This is a genomic window from Kiritimatiellales bacterium, from assembly GCA_041656295.1.
In the GTDB taxonomy this organism is placed as follows: Bacteria; Verrucomicrobiota; Kiritimatiellia; order Kiritimatiellales; family Tichowtungiaceae; genus Tichowtungia.
This window is the reverse complement of the sequence record JBBADV010000010.1, coordinates 1-17,688: the sequence shown is the minus strand read 5'-3', so window position 1 is coordinate 17,688 and position 17,688 is coordinate 1. Positions and strand designations below refer to the sequence as shown.

Below are 17,688 nucleotides of genomic sequence, written 5' to 3'. Positions count from 1 at the left end.
GTTCTTTTTCGGTTAATTAAAAATCAATTAATGTTACAGCGCTTTCCGGATGTTTATGATCAATCCGTTTACCGATGTCAGCATAAATTTCAATGCGTTCCTGTAACGGTTTTCCGGCGAGCGGATTTTCGAGGCTGAACAGCGCCAGCGCCGGATTTTCTGCCGCCAGCTTTTCGTGCGCGATCAGCGCCCATGCTGCCGTAATCAAGTGCCGGAATTCCGGCTCCAGCAATTCCGGACAGTTAAACGACTGCCGCGAACTGTTGACATCCACACCGGAAATCTCCATCAGCTCATTTTCTCGACAAAGTTTCTGCAACCGCAGCAGCTGCTCTTTCGTGTTGCGGGGCGGCATATACGTCACTGCTTTAAAGCCGATTTTTTTCAGCTCAGGAATCAACTCGTCGAGATAATCGTCTTCAAATTTTTCAGCTTTTTTGTCGCCGGTCGGCGACTCGCCGACATCACCGAGATAGGCGTATGCCGGAATTGCACCGATGCGGTTTGCAAAATTCACCGCGTCGCGCACGTTAATACATTCGTCGTTGCCGGATGGAATGAAAAACAGCGGAACCAGCGCCGATTTAAACACGCCGAGCAGATCGTATGCATAATGCGGATTCGTTTCGTCGTTCAGCAGCGTTTTTAATTTTTCCGGCAGCAAAATCTGCATTTGCGATTCAATGAACTGAATCAGCGGCGCACCTTTGCCGAACATAGCAATCAGTTTCAGCGACAGTGCATACAGAATGTGACGCTCCGTAATCGAACCGCCGTTCGCCGCTTCAGAAATTGCTGCGACATCACGGTCAAAATCCAACACCGGTGCACCACGCGCAGTGAGAATTTCATTCAGCTTTTCAACTTCTTTACGGTCGCGCGCAATGCGCGCGGTATGAATCGGCTGCAGAAATTTCTGCACTGACGCGAACTGCGGGCGCGGAATTCCGTGCAGCGCAATATAACTGATATTCGATTCATCCGGATTATTCGTCTTGCGTCCTGCAACCAGCGTACCGTCCATATTCACACGGATTTCACAGCCGGCGGTGCTGGCGATATTCACTGCTTTACATGCTTCCAGCATTTCAGCGCAACCGGCAACGGAATCGTGATCCATAATGCCGACAGTCTGCAAACCCGCTTGTGCTGCTTTTACAGCTGCTTCGCTTGGCGAGTACGGACTGAATGAATAAATCGTATGAACGTGATTATTTACCTCTTCCGTCTGCTTCACTCCGGCTTTCACAGATTCGCCCAGGGCGCGCACCACAGCTAAACGCTCGTCAACTGATTTGGAATTTAAGCTCATGAGTCCTCTTTTAGAATTTCGAACCCCGAACAAGGAACTCCGCATTTCGAAACTCCTTGTTCGATATTCTACGGTTCTTAAACACCTTTCTTCGCAATGCGCAGCATTTCGCCGCTAGTGTAGTTATGCTGCACGGAGTGTCCCGGCAACGGCAGAACGCGCTGATGAATTGCGTCGATCATCCAGTCGGGCTGTGGATAATAATCCGTTTCCATTTCTGCCGCCGGTGAAATCCAGTTTTTCGCGCCGATCACAACCGGCGGTGCATCGAGATAATCAAAGCAGAACTGCGCCAGATTGTTCGCGATGTTGTGCAGCGCGCTGCCGCGTTCTACTGCATCAGAAGCCAGCACAACGCGGCCGGTTTTCTTCACCGACTCAATGAGCGTGTTATAATTCAGCGGATTTACAAAACGCAGGTCGATCACTTCCGCTTCAAGATTATATTTTTCTTGCAGTATATCCGCCGCTTTCAAACCGGAATACAACACCGGTCCGACGGTTATAATGGTCACATCTTTTCCGGCGCGGCGCACTGCCGGCTCGCCTTCCGGCGTTTCATAATACCCTTCCGGCACGCCGCCGGTTTCAAACATTTCGCCGATGCCGTAAGTTTTCTGCGATTCAAAAAAGATCACCGGATCGGTGCCGGACAGTGCAAGGTTCAGCATGCCTTTGGCATCGTATGTTGTCGCCGGATAATACACTTTCAGTCCCGGAATGTGATTCACCATCGCCGTCCAGTCCTGTGAATGCTGCGCGCCGTATTTATTGCCGACAGAAATCCGCAATACCAGCGGCATTTTCAGAATGCCGGCGGACATTGACTGCCATTTGGAAATCTGGTTGAAAATTTCGTCGCCGGCGCGTCCCATAAAATCGCAATACATCAGCTCGACGCAGACACGGCCGCCGCTCATCGCGTAGCCGCATGCGGAACCGACAATCGCGCCTTCTGAAATCGGTGAGTTAAAAAGACGGTGATACGGGATAGATTCTGTCAGCCCGCGATAACAGGCAAACGCACCGCCCCAGTCACGGTTTTCTTCGCCATATGCCACGAAAGTCGGATCGGTGTAAAAGCGGTGAATCATCGCTTCAAAAATTCCGTCGCGATAAGTATACAGTTTATTCGCAGAGTGCGGTTTCCCGTTCACATCAAACGCAAAGCGCTCTTTGCGTTTCAATTGCTGTACGCGCGGATTTTCTTCCAGCGGCATCAGCACGTCCGGCGTGCGCTCTTCCATCTTTTCAATTTTCAGATTCGAGAACATCACATCTTCAATCATGTTGACGCTGCTGTACGGCGACACATTCACATCCGTTGCAAGCTTTAGCGTTTTTGTAATTTTTGCAACAACCTTTGCTTTCAGTTCATCCGCTTCGCTTTCAGTGAATGCACCGCTGCTGACGAGATATTCACGGAACAGTTTCACACAGTCATTCGCTTCCCAGAGTTCCACTTCCTCTTTCGTGCGATAGGAAGAAGCGTCAGACGGAGAGTGGCCGGAAATGCGGTACGTTACCACATCAAGCAGCGCCGGACCTTTGCCGGCAAGCAGCGTTTTTTTCTGCCGTTCTGTAGCGTCGGCAACGGCAAGCGGGTTGTATCCGTCAACGCGCTCAGCGTGCATCTGTTCCGGATTAATTCCGGCGCCGATGCGCGCGAGTTTATCATATCCCATCGTCTCGCCGCGGGTTTGCCCGCCCATGCCGTAGTGATTGTTCATGATGTTGAACAGCACCGGCGGAGCACCGAAATCCTTGCCCCACAGTTTGCGGTACTGATCCATCGCCGCCATCCAGAAACCTTCCCATACCGGACCGCAGCCGAGTGATGCATCGCCGATATTTGCAATCACGATGCCCGGTTTTCTGTTGATCAGTTTGAACAGTGCCGAACCAACTGAAATATCGCCTGAGCCGCCGACAATTGCGTTATTCGGCATTGACCCGAACGGAATAAAAAATGCGTGCATCGAACCGCCGAGTCCGCGATTGAATCCGGTGCGGCGTGCAAAAATTTCGGCGAGCGTCCCGTAGAGTACAAAATCTTCAGCGAGTTCTTTTACTGATTTCTGTGAGCCGTCTTTCACAACGTTCACGGTTTCACCGGCAAAAAACTCATCCATAATTTTTGTCAGCGCTGCATCGTCGAGCTGGTACACAGCGGATAGACATTTCGCCAGAATTTCACCGTGTGAACGGTGCGAACCGAAAATATAATCGTCGGTATCGAGATGCACCGCCTGACCGACCGCCGCCGCTTCCTGACCGATCGAAAGATGCGCCGGACCCGGATGATTATATTCAATCCCTTCATACGCACCCTGCGTTTTAATCAGATTCAGCATCGTTTCAAACTCACGCAGAATCAGCATGTCATAATACATCTTCTTCAGCCGGTCGGTACCGTACTTTTTCGTTTCCTTTTTAAAATCCGGTTTATACTGATTCACCGGAATCGGCGTGAATGTAATTTCACCGGCTTTGCGAACTTCTTTCGGATCAACAATCTGACTTTTTGGCATGGAACCCCTTTCAATTTCGAATATCGAACAAGGAATTTCGAATTACGAAATTTCCTTATTTTTATTTTTTGCTGTTTTTATACTGGAAACAAAAATTGCAACCAGCTCATCGGTCTCCTTAATCAACGGTGCTAACCGTTCTTCACTCGACAAACCGGCTTTTACAATAATCTTCAAACAAACTAATGATTCACGCAGTTCCTTCAGGCAGACTTTCATTTTGTGAACAAAATCTTTGTGCGATTCAGCAGCCTGCGCTTCGCCGTAATTTAACGCCGGAGATGTTCCGCTGCGAACAAGTTGATCTGAAAGATGAATTCCGGCGCGGGATCCCGACAGCGATTCCGACACGTTGATGCAACGGGTCGCAAAATCAATCAGCCGGTCTTCCAGGTCAAATTTTCTGTCTTTCGACATTCAATATTCCTTGTTCGACATTCTGCGGTTCTTAAAACTGAAACATCGTATCGCGGATCACTTCCCCGACCGTCGGATGCGGGAAAACAATCTGCTGAATATCTTGCGCACGCAGTTCGGCTTCAATCATCACCGCCGCGCCGTAAATCATTTCCGAAACACCGGCGCCAACCATATGTACACCGAGCACTACATCCGTGTCCGCATCTTTCACGACCTTCACCGAACCGGGACCGCGCTTGCCGTTCTCTGCTAAAAACCGGCCGCTCATCGTCAGCGGCAGCGATGCCGTTTTTACATTATACCCCGCCTCTTTCGCCTGGACTTCGGTTAAACCGCATCCGGCGACTTCCGGCATCGAATACACTGCCCATGGAATTGCATTTTTACGGAAGCGGTCTTTTTCGCCGCAAATTGTATTCAACGCAACTTCACCCATTCGCGTCGCCGAATGCGCAAGCTGTGAAAGTCCGGTAACATCGCCGATTGCATATACATCCGGCAGATTCGTGCGCATCTGTTCGTCAACCTTGATTCCTCGCCGGTCAAAATCGAGCCCGGCCTTTTCAAAACCGTTGCCGGAGAGATTCGGTACGCGACCGACGGACATTAAAACGATATCCGCCTGAATCGATTTTTCTGTACCGGACTTTTCCGTGAACTTGACCGTATGACCGTCAATCGCCGTCACTGTACATCCGAGATTAAAAGTTATTTTACCTTTTAGAGCGCGGCGGAATTCCACCGCCTGCTTGCGATCCATAAACGGAATAATTTCATCGAGCATTTCGATGACATCCACCTTCACACCGAGGCTGCTGAAAAAGCTGGCAAACTCCACGCCGATCACGCCGCCGCCGATTACTGTCAGCGTTTCCGGCAGTTTTTCAATGTCCAGAATTCCCGTGCTTGTCATTACATGCGGCTGATCCGCACCGGGGATCGGCGGAACAAACGGCGACGATCCGGTAGCGATCACAATATTTGCGCCTTCATAAACGGTATCGCCGACTTTCACGCTGCGCGCGCCGAGAAACTCCGCCGCGCCGGTCACCACGGTCACCTTATTTTTTTTCATCATCGCTGCAATGCCGGCGCGCAGCGTTTTAATCACATCCGTTTTCCACACCATCGCTTTAGCGAGATCGAATTTCACAGCGCCGGTCGTCACGCCAAACTCCGGCGCTTCTTTCGCATGCACAAAATGCTTTGCCGAATTCAACAATGTTTTGGTTGGAATACAGCCGCAGTTCAGGCAGACACCGCCGAGGTTTTCCTTTTCAATCAGCAGAACTTTTTTACCGCGATGTCCCGCACGCTCCGCCATCACATATCCACCAGGGCCGGCGCCGATGATTATGATATCAAATGTTTCATTCATAAATTTTCTCTTTGAATTTCAGACACTGAACAAGGAATACTGAGCTTCTAAAGCTGGAGTCCCTTGTTCAGTCTTCTGCGGTTCATCTCACCAGCAACACATCAAATGCCGCGATATTCTTGCGCAGTGCGGCGAGGAATTTCGCCGCCGGAGCGCCGTCCGCCGCGCAATGGTCAAACGTCAGCGACAATCCGATGTGCGGAATAAATTCCACGCCACCGTCTTTCTTCATCACCGGCTTCGGCTGAATACTGCAGACGCCGAGAATTCCAACCTCCGGCGCGTTCAGCACCGGCGTAAAACTTTCAATTCCGGCGGCGCCGAGATTCGTCACCGTAAAGGTTCCGCCGGTCAGTGCGTCCGGATCAATTGTGCCTTCAATCGCCGCAACGGCAAGACGTTTGGCCTCGGCGGAAATCTGCTTCAATGTTAAGCGGCTGGCAAAACGGATGACCGGCACCATCAGGCCGCGCGGCGTATCAACCGCGACGCCGAGATGAACGTCCGCAAAGCGAACCATTTTATCGCCAAGCCAGTGAGAGTTGAGTTCCGCAAATTCCGGCAGCGTGCGCGCGACGGCAAACAGAATAATGTCGTTAATGGTGACCCCGCCGACGCCGGCGGTCTCCGGTGCAGCTTTGCAGCGCGCGCGGAAATCGAGCATCGGGCGGGCATCCGCCGATGCGTTCATAGTTAACTGCGCCGTGTTCTGCAGCGACGCCAGCATCCGTTCGGCAACAATTTTGCGAATGCCTTTTACCGGAACTGTTTCAGTTGTGCCGGGGAAATCGAGCTCGGCGATCGCGCCGGCAATATTTTCCGGAGCAACGTCGGAAAGATCGCTCGACAGAACGCGCCCGCCGATGCCGCTTCCGCTCGCCGGAGCAAACGCGCCGCCGGCGGCAACTTTTGTTTTTGCCGCCGGAGATAGCACCGCTTTACCGTCCAGTGCCGCCAGCACATCGCGTTCAATAATCCGTCCATCCGGGCCGGAGCCGGCGAGAACGGATGCATCAACACCTTTCTCTACTGCCAGATTGCGCGCGCGCGGCGAAACGCCGGCGCCGGCGCTGCCGGCGGAAGTTTGAATATCGAATCCAGAGTTTCCAATCGCAGAAGTTTTCTTCACTTCATCATTCGACATCCCTTGTTCATTGTTCTGCGGTTCTGCAGTTTTTTGTTCGGCATTCTGCGGTTCTTCCGGACGCAGTCCGGAAATATCTTCGCCTGCTTCGCCGATGGCGGCGATCACTTTCAGCACCGGAACATCGGCGTCCGCCGGATAAAAAATCCCGAGCACGGTCCCGTCCACCGGCGCCTCAACTTCAAACGTCGCTTTATCGGTTTCCACTTCGCAGAGCGGCTGACCGGCTTTCACTGCGTCGCCCTCTTTCACGTGCCAGCCGATGATGATGCAGGATTCAACGGACTGCCCCTGTCGCGGCATTAAAACTTCTGTAGCCATAATATTCTCCTTTTCGGCATTTCCGATTTACGGTTGCCAATTTATAATTTTTATTCGCGTTAAGTCAGCGTTGTTTCACGGTTTAAAAATTAATCTGTTACTTTATAATTCGCAATTCGTTATTCAGTGTTCTGCGGTCCTTACGCCTTAATGACCTTCACGTTCATATCTGTAAAACTTTGTTCAAATCTGGCGTGCAGGAATGCATCAGTTATGAGTGCATCGACGCCGCTAAATGGTAAAATTTTTGCAAAACCGGCGTTGTTAAACTTACTGGATTCACCGACGGCATAAACGCGGTCAGCCTGTCCCGCCATTTTGCGCACGAAGTCAGCACTCTCGATACTGTTTGCCGTAAAACCCTGTTTCGCCGATGCGCCGTCGATACCGACAAACGCTTTCGCCACATGAAACTGTTCCACCGCCTGCATCGCTAGCGGTCCGACGATGCCCTCTTCCGCCGGACGGAATTCCCCGCCGACGAGCGTGACGCGCAGCTGCGGATTGGCACGCGCATAGGTAAGCAGCAGCGTATTATTTGTGACGATATGAATATCGCGTTTGCCGAGCAGATATTTTGGAATGAGTGCAGTCGTTGTACCGGCACTGATGATCACCGTATCACCGTCATCAATCAGCTGCACCGCCGCTTTCGCAATGGCTGCTTTAATCTCCTTTTTCGCGCGCATGCGCTCGATGATTTTCGGATGAAACGCCGGCATTGCACCACCGTGCGTGCGTACAATAAAACCCTCTTCTTCAAGCGACGCCAGATCCGCGCGCACCGTTACCGCCGTCACGCCGAAACGTTCCGCCAGCTCTGTTACACTGATCTCACTGTCATCTGCCAGCAGATCAAGAATCTGTTTTTTGCGCTCTGGTAAGATCGCCGCCACGCCACTCTCTACTTTCGTTTCTGTTTCTTTATTCTTTCACTTAATCATTGATTTACTTTTATTTCAACACCTATTTTGTGTTTTTATGCGTTTCTTTCTTTTCGCACCGAACATTTAATTTGATTGCAGATTTATCGAACAGGACTACTCTTGACCGGCAATTACAAGCAAGGAGATCCCCGTGAAATATGAATTCATGCACCCGCGCGAAGAACTGGCCATGACGCTCGACCGGATTTATCAATATAAAATGACCACAACGTCTGGAGGAAATCTTTCGATTATCGACGAAAATGGCGATATCTGGATTACGCCGGCGCGCGTTGATAAAGGCCGGCTTACGCCGGCGGATATTGTCTGTGTCCGTAAAAACGGAACGATCGAAGGCCGCCATCCGCCCTCATCCGAATTTCCATTTCATAAAGCCATTTACGAAGTACGGCCGGATATCCGCGCCGTTGTACACGCACACCCGATGGCGCTCGTGGCATTCAGCTGTGCGCATGTTGTGCCGGAGACCAAATCGTTTCCCGAAGCATGGAACACCAACGGACTCGTCGGCTTTGCACCATACGGAATCCCCGGCAGCGCCGACCTGGGAGCAAAGATTGCCGGAAAATTTAAAGAAGGTTTTGACAGCGTGATACTTGAGAATCATGGCGTTTGCTGCGGCGGAGAAAATCTGCAGGACGCTTTCCAGCGGTTTGAAACACTGGAACTCTGCTGCAAAATCCAAATTAAAGCCAATCTGCTCGGTACGCCGCAAACACTGAGCGATGCACAGCTCCAGCTGCAGGAAAAAAGTTATACCAAGCTGGAACCATTTGAATACAGCGTTGATCGCATGAGCATTCGCGAAAAAGAACTGCGTTGCGAACTCGCGCGCTTTATCCGGCGCGGATATCAGCAACGCCTGCTTACCAGCAGCACCGGCAGTTTTTCGGCGCGCATCGACAACGACTCATTTCTGATTACGCCTCACCCGCTCGACCGGCGCGTCATTGAACCGGAAGATCCCGTAATGATCCGCAAAGGCAAAAAAGAATTCGGCAAACGTCCGAGCCGGGCTGTACGTGCACATCAGGCAATTTATGACGCACACCCCGAAATCAACGCCGTTATCAATGCCTACCCCGTCAACTGTATGGCCTTTTCTCTCTGCAACGAAACCATTGATACGCGCACCATTCCGGAAAGTTATATTTTCGTGCGCGACGTCCAGCTGCTGCCGTTCGAAACTTCATTTAACGACTATGCCAGACTCACCGCAACCTTAACGCCGGAAACGCCGGCGTCAGTGCTGTGCAACAACGGTGTGATGGTGGTCAGCGAAGATGTCCTCGGCGCATTTGATAAACTCGAAGTTCTCGAAAGTTCAGCTGAAGCCATTCTCAACAGCAAACCCATCGGCGGCACTGTTCCGATGAACGCAGGAATCATCGCCGACCTGCGCAAAGCATTTCATATGGATTAACATCACACTGTGATTATAAATTTTTCAGGTTGGCGTTTATTTTTCCCGGCAGTCCGCTACACTGCGCCGCATGAGAATTAATCCTTTCAAGGCATGGCGGCCGGCGGATAACACAAAGGCCGGAGAAATTGCATCGGTTCCATATGATGTGGTCGATACAAAACAGGCGCACAAACTGGCGGAAGGCAGGCCGCTGTCGTTCCTGCACGTTGTCCGTTCCGAAATTGATCTGCCGGAAAACACAGATCCGTATTCCGGCGCTGTTTATGCGAAAGCCAAGGAAAATTTTGAAAACCTCAAAACGAACGGTTTTCTGCGGCGCGAAACCTCACCATGCATCTATCTTTATAGCCAGCAGATGGGAAATCATACGCAGTACGGCATCGTGGCAACCTGTAATATAGAGGACTATGAAAACGGACTGATTAAAATTCATGAAAAAACGCGCAAGGTAAAAGAACAGGACCGCACGCGCCACGTCGACGAAGTGAACGCCAACACCGGTCCGGTTTTTCTAACCTATCGCGATGATGAAACAATAACCGGTATGATGGCCGGCATCGCCGCTGCTGAACCGCTCTACAACATCACCGCACCGGACGAGATCATTCACAAGATCTGGAAGATTGAAAACACTGCGCCACTCATTGAAGCATTCAGTAAGATTCCGGCGTTCTACGTTGCGGACGGACATCATCGTTCCGCCAGCGCCGTCAGCGTTGGACGTCAGCGTCGCGCCGCCAATCCGGATCACACCGGCGATGAACCGTACAACTGGTTCCTCAGCGTAATCTTTCCGGCGGGGCAGTTAAAAATTCTGCCGTACAACCGCGTGGTGTTTGATCTCGCCGGAAAAACGGAAGATGAGTTTTTCGCCGCGCTTGAAAAAGCATTCACCGTCACAAAAGCCGAACAGAAAGTGCCGGACGGTCCCGGTGCCGTCAGCATGTACATCGCCGGAAAATGGTATTTGCTCGAACCGAAAGCCGCGCTCCCGAACGATCCGGTGGCATCGCTCGACGTCAGCATTCTGCAGGATCGCGTTCTCGCGCCGCTGCTTAACATCGACGATCCGCGCGAAAGCGACCGCATCGACTTTATCGGCGGAATTCACGGAACTGCCGGGCTTGAGCATCGCGTCGACTCCGGCGAAGCTGTTATCGCATTTTCGCTTTACCCGACTACACTTGATCAGCTCATGGCCGTCGCCGACGCCGGACTGCTCATGCCGCCGAAAAGCACCTGGTTCGAACCGAAACTCCGCTCCGGATTTTTGGTCAATACGCTGGACTAAATTTTAGACAGGATAAAAGGACTAGACTCCCGGATAAAAATCCTGCTATCCGGTCAAAATTCTCTATTGCTCTGCAAAAAAATGTAATGCCGGTTCAGAATTGGATGAAAGTTCCCAGCCGCGTGCAATGCGATACCCCGGCAGCCAGATAATTTCTCCGGCACACTCAACCAGCGGCCAGTTTGTGCGCCGGAGTCTTGGAATTTTTAAATCGGTAAAAATATCCTGCAATTTTTTTGCGCCGGACATGCCGTACGGATTCATCCGGTCGCCGGCGCGCGGCGTGCGAATGATCATTTCATTGGCACCGATTTTTTCCAGTGAAACTGACGCACACCATTTTCCGCGCAGAATTCCGGTGGATTCTTTGATGCGGATCTGGAAAGTAGACGCGACGCCCTCGTCGCGTTCTTTGCACGCGTGACGCGACGAGGGCGTCGCGTCTACTTTCAATGCGCCGTATTCATTCACTAATCGAACACCGTTAATATCGAGAAATTTTGTTCCGGACGCGCCGGCGGAAAATTGAATAATTTTTTCAACAGTTGCGAAATCCGGCGCAATACCGTTTTCAATCAGCCAGTCACGGATTGTCCGGCGCTGCAATGCCGCCGGTGTTTTATCTTCTTCCTCGCGCAGAATTGACATGGTCCGCAACAAATTTTCGGCGGCGCGCGGATTCAATTCACTGAACGCCGGTAAAATTTTATGCCGTACAAAATTACGCGGAATTGAATCGTCGATATTCGTCGCATCTTCGCGCCATTCGATTTTTTCGTTTTGCAGCCATTCAATAATTCCGGCGCGCCGGAATTCGAGCAAAGGCCGGATTAATGTTACGTCATCGATATTTTGAATAAACCGCATACCGCCGAGTCCGCCGGCACCGGCGCCGCGCGCGGCGCGCAGAAAAAATGTTTCCAGCTGATCATCGGCATGATGCGCCAGTGCAATTCGTGCGCCGGAAAATTCACCGAATAATTCATGGCGCGCTTCGCGCGCCGCCATTTCGACTGAGATCTTTTTCTCTTTTGCCCGCACCGGAACATCCACTTTTCTGGCAATGTACTCCACATCGAGCTTCCGGCAGAGTCTCTTCACAAACATTTCGTCGGCATCAGCATCGGCTCCGCGAATACCATGATTCAAATGCGCGGCCGCCGGTGAGTAACCGAGCCGGCAGAGAATGTGCAGCAGTGCCACGGAATCCGCGCCGCCGGAAATTCCGGCAACGAGTTTTGCATTCGCCGGAATTAAATTTTCCCGCTTAATAATGGATTCGACTTTTTCAATCAGGCTCACAGAATGATCTAACCACTAATTCACATGAATCGGCACTAACAATTTATTAGTGAAAATCAGTGAAGATGAGTGGTGCTTATCCTAATTTTTCCAGACCGCCCATATACGGACGAAGCGGCGCCGGAACTGTAACGGTGCCGTCGGCGTTCTGATTATTTTCAAGCAGCGCAACAACGAGTCGCGGCAGTGCAACACCGGACCCGTTGAGTGTGTGTGCGAACTGCGCTTTGCCGTTTGCATCACGGCAGCGGATGCGCGCGCGGCGCGCCTGATAGTCCCAAAAGTTGCTGACGGACGAGACTTCGAGCCATTTTTCAACGCCCGGCGCCCAAAGTTCGATGTCGTAACATTTGGCGGCGCTAAAGCCGAGATCACCGGTGCAGAGTTCGATAACGCGATAGTGTAAGCCAAGTTTCTGCAGAATGGCTTCGGCTTCACCGACGAGTATTTCGTGCTGCTTTTCAGATTCGCCGGGATTAACGAAGTTGACCATTTCCACTTTATCGAACTGATGCAGGCGCAACAGTCCGCGAGTATCGCGCCCGGCAGCACCGGCTTCGCGCCGGAAACACGGCGTGTATGCCGTTAATTTCAGCGGCAGTTCAGCATCAATAATTTCGTCGCGATAAATATTGGTTACCGGAACTTCGGCAGTCGGCACCGGATACAGTCCATCGAGCTGAATGTGGTACATGTCTTCGGCAAATTTCGGCAGTTGACCGGTACCGGTCATTGCATCGCTATTACAAAAAAACGGCGGCTCCACTTCGGTGTAACCGTGTTCGGTTGTGTGAACATCGAGCATGAATTGCACCAGCGCGCGCTGGAGTTTGGCGCCCTGACCGGTGTACAGCGGGAAGCCGGAACCGGCGACTTTGGCGCCGCGTTCAAAATCGGCGAGTTTCAGATCGGCGGCGATATCCCAGTGAGGCTTGATTTGAAAATCAAACTTCTTTTTTTCGCCCCGGCTACGAAGCACCGGATTAGCGGTTTCATCTTTTCCAGCCGGCACGCTAGGCAGCGGCATGTTCGGAATCAAGAGCAGTATACCGAGAATTTTTGCATCAAGTTCGCGCACCTGTTCGTCGAGCTCTGCAATGCGGTCTCCGGTTTTTCGTACGTCTTCTTTTGCAGCGGCGGCTTCGTCTTTTCTGCCGTCTTTCATCAGCGCGCCGATTTTTTTGGATACATCGTTACGCTGCTGCTTCAGCTCTTCGGCTTCGGTGATGGCGGCGCGACGCATGCGGTCAAATTCGAGCAGTCCGGCGATATCGGCTTCAGCATTACGGTTAGTGAGCGCCTGTTTCAGGGCGTCCGGATTTTCGCGGATGAGTTTGATGTCTAACATTGATTTTATCCTTATTTAAGGCGAGAACGCATACCCTACTTTAAATGGTTGCAGCCGTCGAGTGCAACGGCGAGCGCGGCAAGTTCGCCTATATTTTTGAGCGCACTGGCTTCGATACGGCAGACATCGATGGCGCCCTGCCACGCATATTTCGGCAGGCGCTCCATCATTTGCGGTAAAAACAGGTCGCCGTCATGAATGGCGACAGTGCCCATCACAATCGCGCGCGGATTGAGCGTCTGCAGCAGAATGCCAACGGCCTGCGCCATTTTTTCGATGAATACGTCCCAGCGTTTTAACGCGTACTCATCGCCTTTGCGAACAGCGTTGCAAATTTCTTTCATGCTGATGCATTCCGGATGGCCACCGGCTTCATTGAGAATTGCGGTTTGAATGTTGTTCGCGAGAATATCGTTGCGAATTTCTTCGGCAAATCTCCGTCCGCCGCAAAATGCTTCCCAGCAGCCGAATTTCCCGCAGCCGCACTGCGGGCCGTTTATATCAAGCGTATTGTGTCCGACTTCACCGCCAAGATCGTTCGGGCCGGCAAGGACTTTGCCGTCGATCATAATGCCGGCGCCGATGCCGGTGCTCATAGTGAGATAAATGAGATCGAGACCTTTGCATGCGCCGAAAAGATATTCGGCAATCCCGGCGCCGTTAGCATCGTTCTGCATAAAAGTCGGGCGGCGGAATTTATTTTCGAAGAAGTCGCCGATGCGAAAATTTGTCCAGCCTTTCATATTCGGCGTTTCAAACATCATCCGTTCTCTGGACGACATCGGTCCCGGCGAGGTGATTCCAATCGTTTCGATCTGGTCGGCGGTTAAACCGGCGTCGTTTAAAATGGTTTCGATCACTTCGGCGGCGCAGTTCAGCGTTGCCAGCGCATTGTGCGGATCGGTCGGAATACGCTGACTCGCAATAATCCCGCCATTTTCGTTACCGATCGACAGCGCGATTTTTGTGCCGCCGATATCAATGCCTAAAAAATTCATCGTCCATCTCCTCTAAAGAAAACAAAGCGCCAGTTTCTATCATGTTCGCTGGAAAAACTTAAAGCGGAAAGCATATAATGCGGCTCCGTTCCTCTCGCTATGAAATAATCATCAGCAGAATCATTGTTATTCCGTTGAAGACCGCGTGCATTGTGATCGGTACGAGCAGCGAGCCGGTGCGAACAGCGGCAAGGCTGAGCGCAACGGAGAGCAGCACAAGCGCGCCGAATGACGGCAGATGAAAATGCAGCGCGCCGAAGATCAGTGAAATTAAAATGATTCCGAGCCATTTGCCGGTATAGCGGATTGCCACCGGCAGCAGGATGCCGCGGAAAATGACTTCTTCAAATACCGGCGCGATGATGATGGCGGACAAGAAAAGCAGTACACGCACCGGCCACACCGCATCCGCCGCAAGCATCACGGTGATGTCCTGCAAGGAAATGTCCTGCCCTAAGAAATAAAGAATCACTTGATACATCATGTTGAACAGCCAGAGCGGCGGCAGCATAGCGAGATAAAACAGAATTCCGGCAAAAATGAATTTCGGCGATCTGCCGCCAAAAAATTTCCCGGCGCCGGAAAATTTAAGGATCACCGGCAGCAGCAGCAAAAACGGTAGATGAAATACAGCCGCCTGAACCAGTATGGCGCGCGGCCCCGGCGTTCTTTCTGCGAAATAATGTCTGTAAATAAATGTCATCGCAAAAAACAGTCCGGCGAGCAAAAGGACGAGCAGAAAAATAATCCAAAACCTCAGCGACCGCTCTGCAATCCGGCGTGCGAGCTCCTGCCAGTCCGCCGGATTCCGGCGCGCTGCCTTCATGACGACCACCCATGCGATAATACCGGTGATGAGCAGAACCAGAAAAATAACGCCGGCCGCGATCATACCCGGCGTTTGCAGGTTAAAATCGCCGAACAGTCCGGACGGCGAAAAAAGGTCGGCAATCATTAGCGGTAGTTTCATCATCAGAACACAGTAGCCGCTTGCATGATTGTTTTAAATCAAATATCGTACCTCTCTTTTATTTTCAGGAGAGGCAGATGAAAGTTGGTTTAATCGGATGGCGCGGTATGGTCGGCTCAGTTCTGATGGAACGGATGCTGACGGAAAAGGATTTTGACGGCATTGAGCCGGTGTTTTTCTCTACGTCGCAAACCGGACAGGCCGCACCGGATGTCGGTCAGGGCGCTTCGATTCTGCAAGATGCTTATCATATTGATGCACTTGCAGCGATGGATGTGATTCTCACTTGCCAGGGCGGCGATTATACCGGCGAAATCCACGGCAGATTGCGTGCTGCCGGCTGGAACGGTTTTTGGATTGATGCGGCATCATCATTGCGTATGACTGACGATGCCGTCATCGTGCTTGACCCGGTAAACCGTCCGGTCATTGATAAAGCCATCGCCGCCGGAAAAAAAGATTTTATCGGCGGCAACTGCACCGTGAGTTTAATGCTGATGGCAATCGGCGGACTGTTTAAAGCGGAACTGATCGAATGGATTTCTTCGATGACATATCAGGCGGCGTCCGGCGCCGGTGCAAATAATATGCGCGAACTGCTTTCTCAAATGGGTACGCTGCATCAGGCTGTTACAGCAGATCTGGCAAATCCGGCGGCGGCAATTCTCGACATCGACCGGAAAGTAACCGCCAGCCTGCGCAGCGATAAAATTCAAACCAAATTTTTCGGCGCACCGCTCGCCGGATCGCTGATTCCATGGATCGACAAACCGGTTGACGACGGACAGACGCGTGAAGAGTGGAAAGGTTTTGCGGAAACAAATAAAATTCTACAAACCGTGATACCGATTCCGATCGACGGACTTTGTGTGCGCATCGGCGCAATGCGCTGCCACAGTCAGGCGCTAACGATCAAACTGACAAAAGATGTTTCTGTTGAAGATGTGACAGAAATTATCCGTAACGATAATCAGTGGGTGAACATTATCGATAACACACGCGAAGAAACACTTGCCGGACTCACGCCGGCGGCAGTTTCCGGTACGTTGACCGTGCCGGTCGGGCGCATCCGTAAAATGAATATGGGACCGGAATATTTAACGGTATTTACTGTCGGCGATCAGCTTCTCTGGGGTGCTGCCGAACCGCTGCGCCGAATGCTGCGTATTCTGCGGGAAAAATAATTACAATATTTTTGGTTTATCATCGAAGAGCATCTCTGAGTTGCCTTTAAGTTGAGAGATCAGGCTGGTCGTAGATTTTCAGATGCATACAGGTTTCGTTGCGGTACCCGTGAGTCTGTCGCGTCAGCCAACCGGTCTTGTTGCTGAACCTTTCCGGCTATACATGACTCAGATGCCCGTGCTTCCATACGTACGAACTTCACGAGCGTCACAACAAAACCTCTTTTCAATTATGCGAAATTTTTTGTACGTTATTGAAAAGAAATCTGAGTTAGAAAAATCGATGCGTTGAATAGAAAGGAAGAAATCGTACCGCCGGCGGCCTGATAAAAATCGCGATTCTGACAGGGTTGACTGTTAGATCGGATCGTGGCTGATACAATCAAACAATGTTTCTAGAGCGTTTTTGATTTAATTTGACGTACAGGACGATTTGTCATGGTGCTGTAATGACAACACAAACGTATCATCTGCCGTTAAAGAAACGGATTATTGCCGCCAGAAAAAATAGGTGCAACAGCGCACTGGTTTCAAGTTTCTGTACGTACGGTTGAACGATACTGGAAGCAGTATCAGCAGACGGGTTCGGTTAAGTCGAAGCAGCGCGGCGGCTATCGCCGTTCACGACTAACCGAGCATGAGCGGACATTACAGAAAAAGGATTAGCAAACAACCGGACTTGACGCTCAAAGAGATGCAGCGCCGGTGCAAGGATGTCCTGGGAATCCGGATTGGAATCAACGCCTTATGGTACCAGCTTGACCGGCTGAGGTTGAGATTAAAAAAAACGTTGCACGCCAAAGAGCAATTTCGTAATGATGTAAAGCACGCTCGCAAGCTGTGGCAGCAGCAGCAATGGAATCCGAATCAGTTAATTTTTGCTTAAATTCAGTATAATTTGGTTGATTTTCATTCGTATTGCCTCATATAAAAAAGACACCGAAGGGGTGCTGATTTTTGATCGTTGACGGGCATGGGGTAGTTCTTTTGTTATGGTTTGTCAAGCGGCGGTTTTCCCGGCCTGTTTTTTCAGTTCTTCCATGCGGCGTAATTGCTTTTCGATCCGCCGGTTGAGATCGAACGGGTCCAGTGTGTTATACTCCTCTTTCAGCGCGT

General features: G+C 51.2%; 14 protein-coding genes. 4 read left to right on the top strand and 10 right to left on the bottom strand.

Annotated features, from left to right (window positions below):
- Positions 1-16: 16 nt before the first annotated feature.
- The 6 genes from WC959_07810 to WC959_07785 form a co-directional block, all read right to left on the bottom strand.
- Complete coding sequence (locus tag WC959_07810; GenBank protein ID MFA5689038.1) at positions 17-1,312, bottom strand: PHP domain-containing protein; 1,296 nt, start codon at positions 1,310-1,312, stop codon at positions 17-19.
- A 77-nt stretch (positions 1,313-1,389) separates the two neighbouring features.
- Complete coding sequence (locus WC959_07805; GenBank protein ID MFA5689037.1) at positions 1,390-3,843, bottom strand: thiamine pyrophosphate-dependent enzyme; 2,454 nt, start codon at positions 3,841-3,843, stop codon at positions 1,390-1,392.
- Between the two features lie 42 nt (positions 3,844-3,885).
- Positions 3,886-4,260 carry a four helix bundle protein gene (locus WC959_07800; protein MFA5689036.1) on the bottom strand — a complete coding sequence of 125 codons (375 nt, stop codon included), beginning with the start codon at positions 4,258-4,260 and terminating at the stop codon, positions 3,886-3,888.
- A gap of 31 nt (positions 4,261-4,291) precedes the next feature.
- Complete coding sequence (lpdA, locus tag WC959_07795; protein ID MFA5689035.1) at positions 4,292-5,641, bottom strand: dihydrolipoyl dehydrogenase; 1,350 nt, start codon at positions 5,639-5,641, stop codon at positions 4,292-4,294.
- Positions 5,642-5,723: 82 nt separating this feature from the next.
- Entirely contained in the window at positions 5,724-7,106 is a 1,383-nt protein-coding gene (locus tag WC959_07790; GenBank protein ID MFA5689034.1) for a dihydrolipoamide acetyltransferase family protein, read from the bottom strand.
- Positions 7,107-7,246: 140 nt separating this feature from the next.
- A complete protein-coding gene (locus WC959_07785; GenBank protein ID MFA5689033.1) occupies positions 7,247-8,002 on the bottom strand; it encodes a DeoR/GlpR family DNA-binding transcription regulator in 756 nt (251 codons plus the stop codon).
- A 181-nt stretch (positions 8,003-8,183) separates the two neighbouring features.
- On the opposite strand from WC959_07785, the gene WC959_07780 reads away from it, so the two are divergent.
- Together WC959_07780 and WC959_07775 are read left to right on the top strand one after the other, a co-directional pair.
- Positions 8,184-9,476, top strand: coding sequence for a class II aldolase/adducin family protein (locus tag WC959_07780; GenBank protein MFA5689032.1), 1,293 nt, complete (start codon positions 8,184-8,186; stop codon positions 9,474-9,476).
- Between the two features lie 70 nt (positions 9,477-9,546).
- Complete coding sequence (locus WC959_07775; protein MFA5689031.1) at positions 9,547-10,770, top strand: DUF1015 family protein; 1,224 nt, start codon at positions 9,547-9,549, stop codon at positions 10,768-10,770.
- A gap of 63 nt (positions 10,771-10,833) precedes the next feature.
- Here the strand turns inward: WC959_07775 and tilS are convergent, their stop codons facing one another.
- From tilS to WC959_07755, 4 genes are all read right to left on the bottom strand, one after another.
- The gene (gene tilS / locus WC959_07770) at positions 10,834-12,072 is read right to left on the bottom strand and encodes a tRNA lysidine(34) synthetase TilS (protein MFA5689030.1); all 1,239 of its coding nucleotides are present in this window, start codon (positions 12,070-12,072) and stop codon (positions 10,834-10,836) included.
- Positions 12,073-12,148: 76 nt separating this feature from the next.
- The gene (gene serS, locus WC959_07765; protein MFA5689029.1) at positions 12,149-13,420 is read right to left on the bottom strand and encodes a serine--tRNA ligase; all 1,272 of its coding nucleotides are present in this window, start codon (positions 13,418-13,420) and stop codon (positions 12,149-12,151) included.
- A gap of 35 nt (positions 13,421-13,455) precedes the next feature.
- Positions 13,456-14,418, bottom strand: coding sequence for an ROK family protein (locus tag WC959_07760; protein ID MFA5689028.1), 963 nt, complete (start codon positions 14,416-14,418; stop codon positions 13,456-13,458).
- 97 nt (positions 14,419-14,515) lie between these two features.
- Positions 14,516-15,391, bottom strand: a complete 876-nt coding sequence (locus WC959_07755; protein ID MFA5689027.1) for a CPBP family intramembrane glutamic endopeptidase — start codon at positions 15,389-15,391, stop codon at positions 14,516-14,518.
- Positions 15,392-15,465: 74 nt separating this feature from the next.
- Here WC959_07755 and asd point away from each other — a divergent pair, with 74 nt between their 5' ends.
- Both asd and WC959_07745 read left to right on the top strand, forming a co-directional pair.
- Positions 15,466-16,572 carry an aspartate-semialdehyde dehydrogenase gene (gene asd, locus WC959_07750; GenBank protein ID MFA5689026.1) on the top strand — a complete coding sequence of 369 codons (1,107 nt, stop codon included), beginning with the start codon at positions 15,466-15,468 and terminating at the stop codon, positions 16,570-16,572.
- Between the two features lie 637 nt (positions 16,573-17,209).
- Positions 17,210-17,458, top strand: coding sequence for a hypothetical protein (locus WC959_07745; protein ID MFA5689025.1), 249 nt, complete (start codon positions 17,210-17,212; stop codon positions 17,456-17,458).
- Positions 17,459-17,688 lie beyond the last annotated feature (230 nt).

Coding starts and splice junctions, on each gene's coding strand:
- WC959_07805 (MFA5689037.1), bottom strand. CDS start 3,843: ATGCCAAAAAGTCAGATTGTTGATCCGAAAGAAGTTCGCAAAGCCGGT.
- WC959_07760 (MFA5689028.1), bottom strand. CDS start 14,418: ATGAATTTTTTAGGCATTGATATCGGCGGCACAAAAATCGCGCTGTCG.
- WC959_07810 (MFA5689038.1), bottom strand. CDS start 1,312: ATGAGCTTAAATTCCAAATCAGTTGACGAGCGTTTAGCTGTGGTGCGC.
- WC959_07800 (MFA5689036.1), bottom strand. CDS start 4,260: ATGTCGAAAGACAGAAAATTTGACCTGGAAGACCGGCTGATTGATTTT.
- lpdA (MFA5689035.1), bottom strand. CDS start 5,641: ATGAATGAAACATTTGATATCATAATCATCGGCGCCGGCCCTGGTGGA.
- WC959_07790 (MFA5689034.1), bottom strand. CDS start 7,106: ATGGCTACAGAAGTTTTAATGCCGCGACAGGGGCAGTCCGTTGAATCC.
- WC959_07755 (MFA5689027.1), bottom strand. CDS start 15,391: ATGATGAAACTACCGCTAATGATTGCCGACCTTTTTTCGCCGTCCGGA.
- serS (MFA5689029.1), bottom strand. CDS start 13,420: ATGTTAGACATCAAACTCATCCGCGAAAATCCGGACGCCCTGAAACAG.
- asd (MFA5689026.1), top strand. CDS start 15,466: ATGAAAGTTGGTTTAATCGGATGGCGCGGTATGGTCGGCTCAGTTCTG.
- WC959_07775 (MFA5689031.1), top strand. CDS start 9,547: ATGAGAATTAATCCTTTCAAGGCATGGCGGCCGGCGGATAACACAAAG.
- WC959_07745 (MFA5689025.1), top strand. CDS start 17,210: ATGAGCGGACATTACAGAAAAAGGATTAGCAAACAACCGGACTTGACG.